Annotated in this window: 14 protein-coding genes; 11 read left to right on the top strand and 3 right to left on the bottom strand. The window is 51.1% G+C overall.

The genetic code is table 11. The annotated features are described in order from the left end of the window. The first annotated feature begins 8 nt into the window (after window positions 1-8). From HPY52_00460 to HPY52_00490, 7 genes are all read left to right on the top strand, one after another. On the top strand, window positions 9-953 hold the full coding sequence (locus tag HPY52_00460; protein ID NPV78734.1) for a YybS family protein: 945 nt from the start codon (window positions 9-11) through the stop codon (window positions 951-953). A gap of 30 nt (window positions 954-983) precedes the next feature. Continuing rightward, on the top strand, window positions 984-1,433 hold the full coding sequence (locus HPY52_00465) for a 50S ribosomal protein L9 (GenBank protein ID NPV78735.1): 450 nt from the start codon (window positions 984-986) through the stop codon (window positions 1,431-1,433). Window positions 1,434-1,487: 54 nt separating this feature from the next. After that, entirely contained in the window at window positions 1,488-3,560 is a 2,073-nt protein-coding gene (lonC, locus tag HPY52_00470) for an ATP-dependent protease, Lon family (protein NPV78736.1), read from the top strand. A gap of 34 nt (window positions 3,561-3,594) precedes the next feature. Next, entirely contained in the window at window positions 3,595-4,950 is a 1,356-nt protein-coding gene (gene dnaB / locus HPY52_00475) for a replicative DNA helicase (protein ID NPV78737.1), read from the top strand. A 170-nt stretch (window positions 4,951-5,120) separates the two neighbouring features. Further along, complete coding sequence (locus HPY52_00480) at window positions 5,121-6,407, top strand: adenylosuccinate synthase (GenBank protein NPV78738.1); 1,287 nt, start codon at window positions 5,121-5,123, stop codon at window positions 6,405-6,407. A 266-nt stretch (window positions 6,408-6,673) separates the two neighbouring features. Further along, window positions 6,674-7,042, top strand: a complete 369-nt coding sequence (locus HPY52_00485; protein NPV78739.1) for a nucleotidyltransferase domain-containing protein — start codon at window positions 6,674-6,676, stop codon at window positions 7,040-7,042. Next, window positions 7,039-7,554, top strand: coding sequence for a hypothetical protein (locus HPY52_00490; GenBank protein NPV78740.1), 516 nt, complete (start codon window positions 7,039-7,041; stop codon window positions 7,552-7,554). Before HPY52_00485 ends, HPY52_00490 begins: the two co-directional genes overlap by 4 nt. Before the next feature lie 253 nt (window positions 7,555-7,807). Here the strand turns inward: HPY52_00490 and HPY52_00495 are convergent, their stop codons facing one another. From HPY52_00495 to HPY52_00505, 3 genes are all read right to left on the bottom strand, one after another. After that, entirely contained in the window at window positions 7,808-8,791 is a 984-nt protein-coding gene (locus HPY52_00495; GenBank protein ID NPV78741.1) for an ABC transporter ATP-binding protein, read from the bottom strand. Between the two features lie 2 nt (window positions 8,792-8,793). Further along, entirely contained in the window at window positions 8,794-9,567 is a 774-nt protein-coding gene (locus tag HPY52_00500) for an ABC transporter permease (GenBank protein ID NPV78742.1), read from the bottom strand. Window positions 9,568-9,724: 157 nt separating this feature from the next. Next, window positions 9,725-10,789 carry an ABC transporter substrate-binding protein gene (locus HPY52_00505; protein ID NPV78743.1) on the bottom strand — a complete coding sequence of 355 codons (1,065 nt, stop codon included), beginning with the start codon at window positions 10,787-10,789 and terminating at the stop codon, window positions 9,725-9,727. 395 nt (window positions 10,790-11,184) lie between these two features. Here HPY52_00505 and HPY52_00510 point away from each other — a divergent pair, with 395 nt between their 5' ends. From HPY52_00510 to HPY52_00525, 4 genes are all read left to right on the top strand, one after another. Beyond that, entirely contained in the window at window positions 11,185-12,165 is a 981-nt protein-coding gene (locus HPY52_00510) for a GAF domain-containing protein (GenBank protein ID NPV78744.1), read from the top strand. A gap of 155 nt (window positions 12,166-12,320) precedes the next feature. Then, window positions 12,321-14,168 carry a putative glycoside hydrolase gene (locus tag HPY52_00515; GenBank protein ID NPV78745.1) on the top strand — a complete coding sequence of 616 codons (1,848 nt, stop codon included), beginning with the start codon at window positions 12,321-12,323 and terminating at the stop codon, window positions 14,166-14,168. An 80-nt stretch (window positions 14,169-14,248) separates the two neighbouring features. Then, a complete protein-coding gene (locus tag HPY52_00520; protein ID NPV78746.1) occupies window positions 14,249-14,548 on the top strand; it encodes a hypothetical protein in 300 nt (99 codons plus the stop codon). Window positions 14,549-14,573: 25 nt separating this feature from the next. Then, window positions 14,574-15,035 (top strand): type II toxin-antitoxin system VapC family toxin, encoded by a 462-nt coding sequence (locus HPY52_00525; protein NPV78747.1) that lies wholly within the window; start codon window positions 14,574-14,576, stop codon window positions 15,033-15,035. Window positions 15,036-15,242: the final 207 nt, after the last annotated feature.

Genomic DNA, 15,242 nt, shown 5'->3' on the forward strand with positions numbered 1-15,242 from the left:
CAATAGTAATGCAGGATCGCACATCCACGAAGGCGATGGTAGAAGGAGCACTCTTGGTCTCCATAACGATCCTCCTGTGTGTTCTAGACACCTATATTCCTTTCCTGGCGCTGGTGTACCCGATCCCTATAGTCGTGCTGGTGACAAGACATGGTTTGCGTTCCGGCGTTCTGGCCACCCTCATCGCAGTCCTAGGGACCAGCGTAATCACTGGTCCTATTCAGGGCGTGACTGTTTTGGCAAAGGTGGGAATAGCGGGGGTATCTTTGGGCGAATGCCTGCGCCGCAAATTGGCGCCTGCACTGACGATAGGGATCACGAGTATAGCAGTAGCTCTTTCCGTAGCGCTTCTTTTCGGCATCTCAGCCGCAGCTTTTGGATTTTCCCTGGCACAATTGGAAAGAGAATTTACTACGAGTATACAGAGCGCTATATCATTGTATCGAAATCTGGGCATGCCTGAGAAGGAACTAGCGACCGCCAAGCAAAGCCTTGAGCAGATGCTTGCAATTGCCAAGATTTCCTTTCCCGCGATCGTGCTCCTGGCTGTTATAATGTTGAGTGTGATAAATTATCTACTGGCGACATTTGTATTGCGAAGGCTTCGCTATGAGATCCCCACATTGCCAAAATTCCAGACCTGGCATCTTGCATGGTACTGGGGATGGGGGTATATTCTTGGTGGTGTCTTGACTGTTCTGGGACAATATTATCATCAGGATATCATCTTCAGGACGGGTTTTAATCTCATGGCGGTGTTTTCATATATTTTCCTGATCCAGGGACTTTCCATCGCCTGGTTTTTCATGGATAGATATAAGGTAAGCATCCCAGTTCGATATTTGCTGGTATTCTTCCTGGCCTTTACAAGATTGTTTTCGCAGGTTCTGGTATGGGCAGGGCTTCTCGACGGCTGGTTTGATTTCAGGAAGATCAGGGCCAGAGCTGCTTGATTCTCATGCTTAATTCGGGGGGCGTTGGGGATGAAGGTTATTCTCAAGCAAGATGTAAAGAACCTCGGTAAGCAAGGTACTCTTGTGAACGTCGCTGAGGGGTACGCCCGCAATTATCTCATACCGAGGGGGATGGCGGAAGAGGCCTCGGACTCCAATTTAAAGGCGCTGGCTGACAAGAAGAGGACTGAGGATGAAAAGGCGAGGCGGGAACTGGCATCAGCGCAGAAGCTCAAGAGTCGTCTTTCTGAAGCCAGTATCAGGATTTACGCGCGGGCTGGTGAAGGTGGCAAATTATTCGGATCTATCACGTCCAAGGATATATCTGATGCTATAATGTCGACTGTGAAGGTGGAGGTTGATAAAAAGAAGATAGAACTGGCGGAACCAATAAAGTCGGTGGGAGCGTACACAGTGCCTGTAAGACTACATCCCCAGGTTGTCGCGAACCTTCGCGTCGAGATTGTGGCAGAGGCATAGGGTGACGCAAAAACCGGGGCGCAGGCGGTGTCATCGCGGTGGGGGGAGAGACTCATGGTAATCAGCGCTTTTATCAGAAAATTGGCGGCTACAGCGAGCCCTGGACTTGTCAGAAAATTATCATCAGATGAACAGGTGAAAAGGCAGGCGGCTGCTCTATTCGGATTATTATCTAGTATCTATGGGGCAGATAAGCTTATACTCAGGGCGAGCAAGCTGGACGCTTTAAGCCTCATGCGTTCCCATGCTTTAGAGGAACGGGTGCTGGCTTTGCAGAGGCTCATCAATGAGGATCCCACCATTGAGACGGTGCCGCGTCCTGAGGATATCCCGGCTGTGCTGGAAGAATTGGAGGATCAGATTGCGGACCTTGTTGCCCGTAAGGCGGTAGAAGACAGGATCGAGAAACAGATAGCTGAGAAAATGCAGAAACGGCATGAGGAATATGTGCGTGAAATAAAGATGCAGCTCATCAAAGAGCAGACCGGACCTGATAACGCGCAGACTTTGAAAAAATATGCCCAGCTTGAGAAGTTGGAGCAGAGGCGGCTTACGCGCTCGGTGCTCGAGATCTTAAGGCCGTCGTCTCTTAAAGAAGTCATAGGACAGGAGCGGGCCATAAAAGCGCTATTGACCAAGATTGCGACTCCTTTCCCACAGCACGTGATACTCTATGGGCCTCCGGGAGTAGGGAAGACTACCGCGGCCAGGCTTGTGCTGGAGGAAGCGAAGAAGAGCAAGTTTACTCCATTTGATAAAAAGGCAAAGTTCGTCGAGGTAGATGGGACGACCTTGCGATGGGATCCTAGAGAGGTCACAAATCCTCTCCTCGGATCGGTACATGATCCCATCTATCAGGGGGCCAGGAAGGATTTTGCAGAAAGTGGTGTGCCTGAGCCCAAGCTCGGCCTCGTCACCGAGGCCCACGGAGGAGTCCTATTCATCGATGAGATAGGTGAGCTCGAACCGCTTTTGCTCAATAAATTACTCAAGGTTCTTGAAGATAAGAGGGTTATATTTGATTCATCCTATTATGATCCCGATGATCCGCATGTGCCCAAATACATCAAGAAGCTATTTGAAGAAGGTGCCCCTGCCGATTTTGTATTGATCGGCGCGACGACCCGCGATCCCGAGGAGATAAGCCCTGCTCTACGTTCCCGCGCGGCCGAGGTATTCTTCGAGCCTCTCACGTCCGCGACGATACAGCAGATTGTTAGGAATGCGGCTAGAAAGTTGAAAGTGAACCTGGAAGAGGGGCTTTTGGAGCTTATAAGTGACTATGCCACGGATGGGAGGAAGGCCGTCAATATCTTGGCTGACGCTTACGGGGTAGCTCTTCACAGGGCTCGGAAGGGAAAAGGCGCGGACAATTCTGATAGCCCCCTACTCATTACATGTCAGGATGTCCGTGAGGTGATACAGACATCCCGTCTCATTCCAAGCGTCCTTACGAAGGCCAGCGACACAAGTGAGGTCGGCAGGGTGTTAGGCCTTGGAGTGCGTGAATATCTTGGATCTATCATAGAAATAGAGGCTATCGCTTTCGATGCAAAGGATAACGGGAAAGGAAGCATCAGATTCAATGAAACCGCAGGAAGCATGGCCAGGGATTCTGTATTCAACGCCGCCTCCGTTTTCAGGCGTCTCACCGGCCAAGATCTCTCTGACTGGGATGTGCACGTGAATGTAGTGGGCGGCGGTCTGATTGATGGCCCATCGGCAGGCGCCGCCGTGCTTACTGCTATCTATAGCGCGGTCAAGCGAATTCCGGTCAGACAGAATGTAGCCATTACAGGGGAACTCTCGATACAGGGCAAGATAAAGCCAGTCGGAGGGATTTTCGAAAAGATCTATGCGGCACGCCAGGCTGGCATGAGGACCGTGATAATTCCTGCCGAAAATGCAAAGGATGTGCCGCCGGAGCTAACGGGAATCAAGGTGATCCTTGCCCGGGACATCAATGATATCCTAGATGAGATGCTTGTTCCTCTGGAGGTGGAAAATGAAACTATAAAGCGGTTACTTGAAGGTGAGCCCAGGCGCCGGTTGAAGGGTGAAGCCGGTATAAGACGGGCTGGAAAAGAGGATATTATTCAGGAAAGAAATAGCGCAAGTGGTGCTTAAGTGGTGCTTGATGCAAGAATTATCTGTGAGGTGAATGGCCTTGGCGTCCACGAGCGCTGTATTTGATCGGATGCCTCCGCAGAACATAGAGGCAGAGCAGTCAACATTGGGTTCTATGCTGCTTGATAAGGACGCGATCGCCACAGCATTTGAAATACTATTGCCTGAGGACTTCTACAAGGAGGCCCACAGGTTGATATATGAGGCGATCCTGTCTCTCTATGACAAAGGTCAGCCTGTAGACGTGGTCACTGTCACCGAGCAGCTTCGCAGACAAAATGCCCTCGAGAAGGTCGGGGGCGCCTCGTACATAACAACTCTTGTAAATTTCGTTCCTACAGCGGCTAACGTCGGATATTACGCACGGATTGTAAAAGATAAATCGATTTTGCGCTCCCTGGTGACTGCAGGAACTGAAATCGCTGCCATTGGTTATGAGGCCCAGGAAGATGTTGAATCGGCGCTAGACATGGCTGAGCAGCTGATCTTCAGAATAGCTCAGAAGAGGGGCAGCGAAGGCGTCGTCGACATCAAGTCCGTGCTCATAGAGAGTTTCGAGCGGATTGAATATCTCTATGCACATAAGGGCGGGGTCACCGGAGTGCCATCGGGCTTTATGGACCTGGATCAGCTGACCTCGGGTTTTCAGCCATCTGATGTGATAATAGTCGCTGCACGCCCAAGCATGGGCAAGACTACATTTGCTTTGAACATTGCAGAGCATGTGGCTGTTCGCGAGAAAATACCCGTCCTTGTCTTCAGCCTCGAGATGTCACGTGAACAGGTAGCCCAGAAGATGCTCTGTTCTGCCGCCGGGGTTGACAATCAGAGGCTCCGGACTGGATTCTTGAAAGATTCTGATTGGTCCAAGCTCTCGAATGCGCTTGGTGTCCTGAGTGAAGCGCCAATATTCATAGATGATACTCCTGGCATATCTGTCATGGAACTCCGTGCAAAAGCCAGGAGGACCAAGGCCCAATATGGTCTCGGCCTTGTGATCGTTGACTACCTCCAGTTGCTGCACGCCAGAAATCGGTCTGAAAGCCGGCAGCAGGAGGTTTCCGAAATATCTCGCGCCTTAAAGTCTCTGGCAAAGGAACTCAATGTTCCGGTCATTGCCCTATCCCAACTCAGTCGGGCTGCTGAGCAAAATCCCAAGGCCGTCCCGCGGCTTGCTAACCTGCGTGAGTCAGGCAGCCTTGAGCAGGATAGCGACGTTGTGATCTTCCTTTATCGGGAGGACTACTATGAGCAAGAAACAGAGAACAAGGACATAACCGAAGTCATCATCGCAAAGCAGAGAAACGGTCCAACAGGTTCGATCAAGCTATTATTCCAGAAAGAATTCTCCCGCTTTGCCAATATAGAATTGAAGAGGAGCGCGGGATAAATCTGTTCTCCCGCCCGGGGGAGATTCCCGGGCCGAGGTCTCCCTATATTGTGGTCCATTCCCGGGGGTGGATAAATCAATCCCGAAAGGAGCGAAAGCCTGGTCACGGGGGGCCGGCCTGCAGAATTAAGGGATGTTAGTTTTGAGCTTTCATGGACCAGGCGTCTGATTTGGCGACAGTAGGTATAGTAGGCACTCAGTGGGGCGATGAAGGAAAAGGTAAGATAACAGATCTCCTTGCATCCAGGGCGAATGTGGTCGTCCGATATCAAGGAGGGAACAATGCGGGTCATACTGTGAAGGTTGGGGAGGAGCTTTTCAAGCTCCACCTGATACCATCGGGGATTCTATATAAGGGCAAGCTTGCGGTTATAGGAAATGGGGTAGTAGTGGATCCGGCGGTCTTGCTGCAGGAGATGGATGCATTAGCATCAAAGGGCATCGATGTATCGGGAATCCGGATCTCAGACAAAGCTCATGTGATCATGCCCTATCATCGTGCGCTTGATCAACTGGAAGAGCAGGCGCGCGGCGCAAAAAAGATTGGGACCGCTTCCCGGGGCATTGGACCAGTATACACTGATAAAATAGCCCGGCGAGGGATCCGGATCGCGGACATGGTGGATCCAGAGGTCTTCTCCGAGCGCCTGGAATTGGTATTGCCTCATAAGAATATGGAGATAGAAAGACTCTATGGAGGCACGCCGTTTTCAAAGGATGAGATCATGGAGGAATATCTAGCTTACGCCGAGAGGATAAGGCCATTTGTGGTGGATTGCTCATCCCTCGTCAATGATGCTATCGATAGAGGCCAGGATGTTCTTTTTGAAGGAGCGCAGGGCACGCTTCTTGACGTTGATCATGGTACATATCCGTATGTGACGAGTTCATGGCCGACAGCAGGAGGCATGGCCGCCGGAGCAGGGATTGGCCCTACTCGGATCGACCGGGTTATAGGAGTTGCCAAGGCGTACACCACCAGGGTCGGAGAGGGCCCGTTCCCCACAGAGATCGATGGGCCGCTGCAGCAGGAACTCCGCGAAAAGGGCATGGAATATGGCACTACAACAGGCAGGGCCCGCAGATGCGGATGGTTTGACGCGGCGCTCGTGAGGTATTCTGTCAGGGTCAACGGGCTGTGGGGATTGGCCATTATGCACCTTGATACACTGGCGGGATTGCCGTCTGTCAAAATTTGTACAGGGTATAAGCTCGACGGGAAGATACTGTCGACTCCTCCAAGCACTATCAAGGCCTTTGAGAATTGTGCGCCCGTGTATGAGGAATTTGAGGGGTGGCCAGAGGGATCCTGTAAGGTGAGACACTATGAGGATCTTCCCCAGGCTGCTAAGGTATATCTATCGCGTATATCCGAGCTTACAGGCGCGCCGATTGTTATCGTGTCCATCGGCAGAGAACGAGGAGAGACACTGGTATTGAAGGATCCATTCGACTAGACTGAGGCGGGCATCATGACGCAATGGCCATCTAGCAGGCAGTGTTCATCTAGCCATTCAGGTTGATGCGCTTGAGCAATTCAACCGTTTCATTAGAGGGTTCGGTCTGAAGCTCGCGCCTGAGACGGGCCCTTTTGACCTTTCCGCGCGATCAAGGTTGCGTTCATTCTATCTTTTTGCTAGATTTGGAATAGAGGCATCCGCGTAAATGGGTAGAATGTAAGTATCAGGGCCGTAGCGCACGACAATGTGGGGGTAAAGTCGGGATGAGGGACATCGAGGTATTACGGAGTGCCTGGCGGGAGCGCGCTCGCAAGCAGGAGCGGGAAGCTGCCGCGCGGCGACAACAAGCATTGGCAAAGGCCGCACATGCTGCCGCCCTGCTGCGTGAGAAATATGGAGCAGAAAGGGTCTACCTATATGGGTCCCTTGTTTGGAGCTCGCATTTTACGGCGCATTCTGATATCGACCTGCTCGTGGAAGGACTTCAGTCCCGTTTTGTCAAGGAATATTGGAAGTTGCTCGCCGAAATAGAAGAGATTACGGCACCATTCCCTCCGAGCGTGATTTTAGCGGAGGACGCAATCCCAGACCTTCTTAAAAGAGTTAGAGAGAAAGGGGTTGAACTCCCTTGACCAAGGATGAGTTCGAAATTCTTGAAAGCAGGATCCATGATGAACTTGCGAACATCGCTCACTTGAGAGAAGAACTTGAGGCAAGGGGCTTTCTGGAGCGTGCCGGTGTTTCATCCGATCGGTCAATGCCGGGATTCGACAAGGCCGATTCTTTTATGCTGAGGGCAGTGGGGTCTGTCCTTCACGATTTCTATATGGCCGCGGAGAATATCTTCAAGATGATCGCTCGCGATATAGACAGATCAATTCCTGCAGACCCTGAATGGCACTTTTCCCTTCTAAAACAAATGTCACTTGATCTTCCAACGCATAGGCCACCTGTGCTCCGCAAAGATACCATGGAAAAGCTCAACGAATTCCGTTCATTTAGGCATGTTTTCCGGAATGTCTATGGCTTCGTTCTATCTGCAGACCGTCTGCGCTTGCTTCTTTGCAAGTTTCCTGCAGCGACGGAAGCTTTGGCTGAAGATCTTTCCACATTTCTCAAGGCTATGCGCCAGGCTATCAAATAGGCTCTCAGGATATCTGGTCCCTCCCTATGGAATGGCTAAGGCAGGATCCTTGCTTATTTCCCGCCTTGTTTTTTCCCTGTCCCCAGCCTTTTTATTGCTGCTACGGCCGATATGAGCCCGGGGATGATCACCTGGAAGGGCATGGCATAAGGTCTGTGGCCCCTCCAAATCAAATATCATCATATGTTGTGGGTCTCTTTGATCCGATAGCGCGAATCGTACTGGGGCCGGAGCAATGAGCGCAGAATATCTCCTAAAGCCATCTCCTTGGGCGACCTTTTCCAGTTCTCTCAGCCTCTCTGGCCTTTAATACTTCCTCAGAGAGCTGCTCCCATATGCAATTGAAAAGCTCAAGAAATTCTGGCTGGCTTTTGAGTTTTGTCACCTTCCTCGGCCGCGGAAGATTCACATCGATGACTGCCTTGACGGTCCCTGGTCTTGCTGTCATGACGAGTACACGATCGCCTAGGATCAATGCCTCGTCGATGCTGTGAGTGATGAATATGGCAGTCTTTCGCGAGCCTTCCCAGATCCGCAATAATTCCTGCTGCAATAGAACGCGATTCTGCTCGTCAAGGGCCCCAAAGGGTTCGTCTAGCAGGAGGATCTCAGGGTTATTGGCAAAGGCTCTCGCCACGCTGGTCCGCTGCTTCATTCCCCCTGAAAGCTGGTGAGGATAAGCGCCGGCGAATTTCCCAAGACCTATCATTTGAATATAGTAATCAGCCACGCGGCGCCGCGTCTCCCTGGGAACCCCTCTCACCCTCAAGCCATATTCCACATTCTGCCTCACAGTGAGCCATGGGAAAACAGATTGCTCCTGGAAAACCACAGAAGTCAGAGGACCGGGACCAGCTAAGTCAAGAATGCTCTCTAAGCCTTGGTTATCATCTATCTCACTATGAGCCTGGGGGTAAGATTGGTTGCCGGACTGAAGGCCAGCTGAATTCTCTCGCGATCGGGTTCGAGATGCTACAATGTAGACTTTCCCAGATGTCTGACGCTCAAGTCCGGCGAGGATGCGAAGCAGTGTCGTCTTGCCGCATCCGCTAGGCCCGACAATGCATATGAATTCCCCTTCCCGAACTGTAAAAGAGACCTGCCTTAGCGCTTCCACCTCGCCAGAACGGGTCTTGAAAACCTTGGATACATCCCGCACGACTATTTTAGTGCCAGCTGGAAGGTGGATCGTCTCAGACAAGGGGCGGACACCGGAGGTTGGATTGCTTTTTCCCATAATTATCTCCCTTTCCAAGGGATGATGACCCTCTCAAGTAAGTCTAGGAGGTTAGAGAAAATATACCCAAGAAGTGATATGTTTATGAGGCCTACGAACATTCTTTCAATATCGAACATGTCGTAGGCCCGCCAGATCATATACCCAACGCCTGCCTTGGCGGCGGACAATTCTGCCGCCACAATCAACAAAAGGGCCGTGCCCATCCCGAGTTTGAGACCGGCGAAAATCATGGGCAGCGCACCAGGCAGCGCCACTGTGAGATAGAAGTCTCTCTTACTGGCCCCAAAGCTTTTTGCCACATCGAGGTAGATCTTATCTATATTGAGCACCCCGGTCATGGTATTTATCAAGACAAGGTAAAAGACGCCTACTGCAATAGTAACAACTTTGGATGTCTCGCCAAGGCCGAAGACCAGTAGTATCAGCGGCATTATAGCGAGTTTGGGTATAGGGAAAGTAGCTGCCACCATTGGACCTAGCGCTGCCCGTATAGGCGGGAAAAGACCCATGAGAAGCCCGAGAATTACGCCAGCCAGACTTCCGATCAAAAAGCCGAGCACTATCCTCTCTGCGCTTACCAGGATGTGCATGGATAATTCGCCTGATGCCGCAATCGGGATGAATGATCTCAAGATGAGCGACGGGGCGGAGAAGAGTCTTACGTCGACCCACTTGAGCCTGGCCATGATCTCCCAGATTAATAGGATCAGGGCAGGTGAGGCGAAATAGAGCACCCTCACCATGATGCCATTCGCCCCGAAGATACGCGACATTAAGGTCGGAGCAGGCTCTTCATCAAGGATCAGGATATCCGCGTCTGAATCGATCAGCCTTTGGTCATCTAGACGTCCTGTCTTCTCTTGTTTGGGCGCTTTCAATGCTTGTTCAGCAGTATAGATTTCTCGGGCTCCCATGGTTTATCCCCCTCAGCTACTTATACTCACCCAGCACACTTACTGCGAAATCACAATACTGGTTATCTACGACATCTTCGGCTTTGAGTTCCCCCTTCAGGAGTCCATGAGCCTTATACCAATCAAGATCCATCTGGACTCCTTTCATCCTTACATATCCATTTGGATTCAAGCCTACAGGGAACATCTTTTCATAGACTTTAGGGTCTCTTACAGTCGATGTCTCAGCAAGGATCTTGACGATCTCATCCTTTCCCTTGTTTTTGAAAAATGCGTCGTTATAGTCACGGAGGGCTTTCAAATAGGCCACCATGAAACGCTTTGCCACTTCAGGTTTCGACGCCATACTTGGGCCAAAGACGAGAATTGCTGTCTGAGCATGCGGGTCGTATTCTGACGGATCTTTCCAACGGTCGATTATGCCTTTTTCAGCCCCTTGCGCTACAAATGGTTCGATGACCATCCCTGCATCGATACTTCCATTGCTCAGGGCGGCGAGGATATCCGGGAATGAGCGTATGATTTGAAGGTCTACATCTTTAGTGGTCAAACCGCCTGAATTGAGGCAGCGGTCTAAGGCAATCTCGTCCAGGGAAGCTGTGCCTACGATTGCCACTTTTCTGCCGCGAAGATCTTTGGCATCTTTGATCTTTCCGGCAAGGTCTTTCCGGATGACCAGGCGATAGTAGCCAAGGCCAGGGACATTCGTGCCCTTATCTGCCACGATCTTTATGGGGATTCCCCTTAAAATCGCGTTGAACAGCCCGGCCGCTGTTACAGTGCACCCCACATCAAGCTGACCGGACCCGAGGAGGTTGATCATATCCTGGCCTGTGTTGAATTGGATCTCTTCCAGCCGAATTCCAAGCTCTTTGTAATACCCTTTGTAACTCCCGATCAGAAGGCCACAATCTGAAGGCGCTCTTTTCATCCCTACAGTGACAACCACTTCAGGGCGAAGTGGAGCGAGCTTGCCATCAGATGCCATAAGGTCTGAGGACCCAATAGAAAGCAGCGAAGCCAACATTACAATGCAGGACGCGAGACGCATCAACAATGCGCGTCTCTTTATCGTGAACATTTTCCTATTCCTCCTTTGATTTGAAATGTCCACTAGTTGACGAAGGTTGAGAAAAGGATTTGAGCGTTTCAGATCATCTCCGCCACCTCCTTTCCGCTTGATAGGGCCATAAAGGCTTTTATGCTTCAAGGGAGATAGAGAGCCTGGGGCCATCTACCCGTGCAAGGATCCGGAAGTCTTTGCGCCAGCACAGCCATACCTAAAAGGGACACATTGCATTATATGAATCCTGGAATTTGGAGGTGATATAGAGGAGACAGGGCTTGTGCGTCGAAGCACAGAATAAATACATCGAATAATAAAGGAGGCGGCCCACAGAACGCGGATCATGCCAAGTTTCCGTGCGGGGCAGGAAATCAATGCAGCGGGACTTAGATAAAAGATCGGTTTGTAAAATGTGTGAGGCAATATCATCCACCCTGGATCTAGATGAGGCTTTGGACGCGATTGTAAAGACTACTGTCAATTTGTTGGGACTCAAGGCGGGTTCCATTAGGCTTTTAGATCCCGGCGGGCGGTTTCTCGAGATTTCCGCCGCTTCTGGCCTGAGTGATGAATACCTTTCCAAAGGCCCCGTGCGGGTAGAAAGAAGTCCCATTGATCAGGAAGCTCTTCAAGGGAAGATCGTCTATGTTCCTGATATTACCGTCGAGCCCAGGGTTCAATACCCCGAGGAAATGGCACGAGAAGGCATCAAGTCGGTGATTTGCGTCCCTCTATCACTCAAGGATCACTTTCTTGGAGTCTTGAGAGGGTACACAGGAGAGATTCGCCATTTCAGCGACGATGAGATTGAGATTCTCCTGGTTCTTGCAAATCAAGGAGCTATCGCTATCCGCAACTCCCGGCTTTCCCATAGAATTAGGATCATTTCCTCTCTTGCCTTTGAAATGGCATCATCGCGTGAGCATTCGGAGATCCTCAATTTGATAGTTCAGGCTGTTTCTGATGGTCTTGGGGTAAAGGCATCTTCCCTGAGACTTCTTGACCGTTTTGGCGAACGATTGACTGTGAGTGCGGCCTATGGCCTTTCCGATGAGTATCTTCAGAAGGGTCCAGTTGATCTGGAAAAGAGTCTTCTCGATTATGATGTTGTGACCCGACGGAGGCCTGTAATTGTCAGAGATGCCACCGCTGATGAGCGTTTCCATTACAGGGACGAGGCAGAGCATGAAGGCATCCGCGCAGTCTTGTGTGTGCCGCTCATCATCCATGACCGGGTAATCGGCGTGCTCCGGGCTTATGACAGAATGGCGAGAGATTTTGCCCCTGATGAGATTGATTTTCTCTCTTCCCTCGCGAATCTCGTGGCTGTAGCGATAGAAAATGCCAGGCTATCCAGGATGGCAAGGGAGAGGTATCATACTCTGAGCTGAGATGGCGTGGGCGCCTCTTGTAATTTCATCCTATTGAATTTGCCTCCATCTTATTGAACTGGTTATCGAATTGGGTGCCCCCTTATCGAATCGGGCAGGCGGGGATGGTTACCGTCGGGTATTGGTATCTGTAGAGTGGGTGGAGGTCGGCATAGTTGAAAAAGGTCATGGCTCTCATCATACTATTAATCGCTGGAGTGTTCTTGCTGACTGGTTGCAGTATTTCGAGTCTTGTTTCGCAGGCGCTTCATGGGCCGGATTATGGCTCTGATGCCCCTTGCACTGTCACCCTCAGTCATTCGTCTAGGAAAGGACCTGGCGCCAAATCTGCGCCATTGCCCAAACCTGGTCCCGATCCTAAGCCTGCATTGCCGACCGTATCTCAGGCCCAGGCTCAGATTCAAACTCAAACTCAACCCCAAACCCAGACTCAGACCCGGGCTCAAATCCAACCCCAAACCCATTTCGATGAAGCAACTTCCTGGAAGCAGTCTGTTGATTCGTCCATTGCTACATCTGATGTACCTCGAATAACTGTTTCACCAGATCAGGTCAAGGCACTATATGCGACCGGGTGGGTTGCCGGCATGCCAGGTCGTCTCAATGATCTCATCGAACTTATCAAGTCGACGGAACTCAATGCCATAGTGATCGACCTCAAAGATGACACAGGGCTCCTGACTTATGCCTCAAATGTGGCACTAGCAAGGAAGATCGGCGCATCATATAAGAAGGTCAAGGATATCCGCGCTCTTGTAAACATCTGCCGTAAGGAGAATATCTACCCCATCGCCAGGATAGTCGTCTTCAAGGACCCTGTTCTAGCCAAAAGGCGCCCCGATCTTGCCATAAAGGATGCTGGCGGCAGGATATGGTGTGATCGCAAAGGGATAGCTTGGGTCGACCCGAACAAGCGTGAGGTATGGGAGTACAATGTGCAAATTGCCAAGGAAGCCGCGGGGTTCGGGTTTGCAGAGGTTCAATTCGATTACGTAAGGTTCCCGGATGAGGCTTCCTTTAAGGCTTTGAGCAAACAGACGGAGTCATCTAGGGTCGGCACGATAAATTCGTTCCTGAAATATGCAAAAGAGGAACTCTCGCCATACAGAATACTTTTATCTGTGGATGTCTTCGGGCTCACTTGTTCTGCTTCCGACGATATGGGTATAGGTCAAAGGATAGGGGAAATCGCCAAGATAGTGGATTATGTATCTCCAATGGTCTATCCATCTCACTTTACCCGCAGTTCCTATGGCTTGAAGGATCCAGACCAAAGGCCCTTCGAGACTGTCAAGAAAAGCCTGACAGATGGACTTGGTCGCATCGCCGGGGCCAGAGCAAAGATGCGCCCCTGGCTCCAGGATTTCAGTTTGAGGCACGAATATGGAGAGGATGAGGTAAGAGCTCAAATCAAGGCTTCCCATGAACTCGGAATAGGCACCTGGATGTTGTGGAATCCCTCGTCAAAGTTTACTTCTGCGGCAGTGCGACAGAAATTGCCCGGTGTCGCGCGCGTGGCGTCCAACACCACGCCTGCGACGTCCAATATCACGCTTGCGGCATCCGGCGTCACGCAAGTGGCTCCCGGCGTCACGCAAATCGTGAGCAAGACGTCTCCCCAGCCGGCATCGCCGTCGCAATTGCAATCATGTCCCTCGTCGCCGACGCCATCGTCGTCTACATCTCCGCCTCCAATAGCGCCGTCATCAGCAATAGCAACCTCATCACCAGCGCCGTCATCCCCACCGTCATTAGCCTCACCCACCCCATCATCTACGGAGCCATCTCTATCTCTGTCACCGTCTTCGTCCCCATATGAGGAGGGGGCTGCGGGAACCGGGGGCAGGTCCAAGGATACGCCGAACTCAGAACTCGGGGCTCCGGAGGTATCCAGCTCAGAAAGTGAGGCTCAGGGGACATCGAGCTTAGACGATTCAGCGACAACCACGCCGGAGGCCCCACCGCCCGGATCTGCTGATACCTATGAACAGCTGCCCGATTGACGTACTGATTTCCATCGGTGCCATTGAGAAAAAGATGCAGGGAGGCATTCTCAGAGCCGACCTTAATGAGATATTGTATAATGACGATTGACATCATTATAGTCTGGTTATATAATGAGATCAGGGGGATATATGTGGCTAAAAAGCATCCTTTTCAGGTCTATCTCGATGACCGACAGTTTGAAGCTTTAAAGTTCATCGCCAGGCAGAAAGAAGTCCCTGTGGCTTATATTATTCGTGAAAGCGTAGCTAAATATCTTTCCGAGATCCCGGCCGAGGATGACCCAGGTATGCAGCTTATTGAACTGGGGAATTCCGGTAAGGGGGATATTGCAGAAAAACACGATAATTACTTAATCAGGCATAGTAGAGATCGTTAGCCATCACGCAAATGAGGCCGGGGCCATGACACCGCTGGATTCGATGCCCATCGGGCAGGTGATGAATTGGATGCAGAATGAGATCTTCGTTGACACCGGAGCGTGGATCGCTATATCTGACGGGAGTGATCGCTATCATGCGGCCGCAAAGGCGATCTACCCGCAGTTGCTCTCACGTCACCGACTTGTGACCACAAACCTCGTGCTTTCTGAAACCTATATTCTTCTCAGGAAGGGATTGGGTGCTAACCCTGCCTTGCGCTTTCTGTCCCTAGTCCGGAGCAGTCCGCGCATAATGGTTGCCTACTCAACTGAGGAGCTGGAGCAAAGGGCGGAAGGTTTCCTGAGAAAATATGGGGATCACCCATTGAGTTACACGGATGCAGTTAGCTTTACCCTGATGGAGGATCGTGGAATAACAAAGGCCTTTGCTTTTGATCGCCATTTTCAGATCGCCGGATTTCAGATCTTGCCTGGCAATAGCTGAGCCCTATGGGGCGGTAGATCGCACTGCTGACTCTGATCTGGCTTCGTTATGGTAGAATAATAAGAGTAGGGTGCATTTTTCAATGGCAGGTCGGGGACAGGCGGTCAAGTCCACCATATCCGGAGACTGAGATCGGAGGCCAGACCGTATTCTGAGAAACGAAAGGGTTTGCGGCAAAACAGGGGACTTTGCGGCAAATAAGACATT

The organism is Bacillota bacterium (genome assembly GCA_013178415.1).
GTDB lineage: Bacteria > Bacillota > SHA-98 > Ch115 > Ch115 > Ch115.

Coding starts and splice junctions, on each gene's coding strand:
- HPY52_00460 (NPV78734.1), top strand. CDS start 9: ATGCAGGATCGCACATCCACGAAGGCGATGGTAGAAGGAGCACTCTTG.
- HPY52_00465 (NPV78735.1), top strand. CDS start 984: ATGAAGGTTATTCTCAAGCAAGATGTAAAGAACCTCGGTAAGCAAGGT.
- lonC (NPV78736.1), top strand. CDS start 1,488: ATGGTAATCAGCGCTTTTATCAGAAAATTGGCGGCTACAGCGAGCCCT.
- dnaB (NPV78737.1), top strand. CDS start 3,595: ATGGCCTTGGCGTCCACGAGCGCTGTATTTGATCGGATGCCTCCGCAG.
- HPY52_00485 (NPV78739.1), top strand. CDS start 6,674: ATGAGGGACATCGAGGTATTACGGAGTGCCTGGCGGGAGCGCGCTCGC.
- HPY52_00495 (NPV78741.1), bottom strand. CDS start 8,791: ATGGGAAAAAGCAATCCAACCTCCGGTGTCCGCCCCTTGTCTGAGACG.
- HPY52_00500 (NPV78742.1), bottom strand. CDS start 9,567: ATGTCGCGTATCTTCGGGGCGAATGGCATCATGGTGAGGGTGCTCTAT.
- HPY52_00505 (NPV78743.1), bottom strand. CDS start 10,789: ATGTTCACGATAAAGAGACGCGCATTGTTGATGCGTCTCGCGTCCTGC.
- HPY52_00510 (NPV78744.1), top strand. CDS start 11,185: ATGTGTGAGGCAATATCATCCACCCTGGATCTAGATGAGGCTTTGGAC.
- HPY52_00520 (NPV78746.1), top strand. CDS start 14,249: ATGACGATTGACATCATTATAGTCTGGTTATATAATGAGATCAGGGGG.
- HPY52_00525 (NPV78747.1), top strand. CDS start 14,574: ATGACACCGCTGGATTCGATGCCCATCGGGCAGGTGATGAATTGGATG.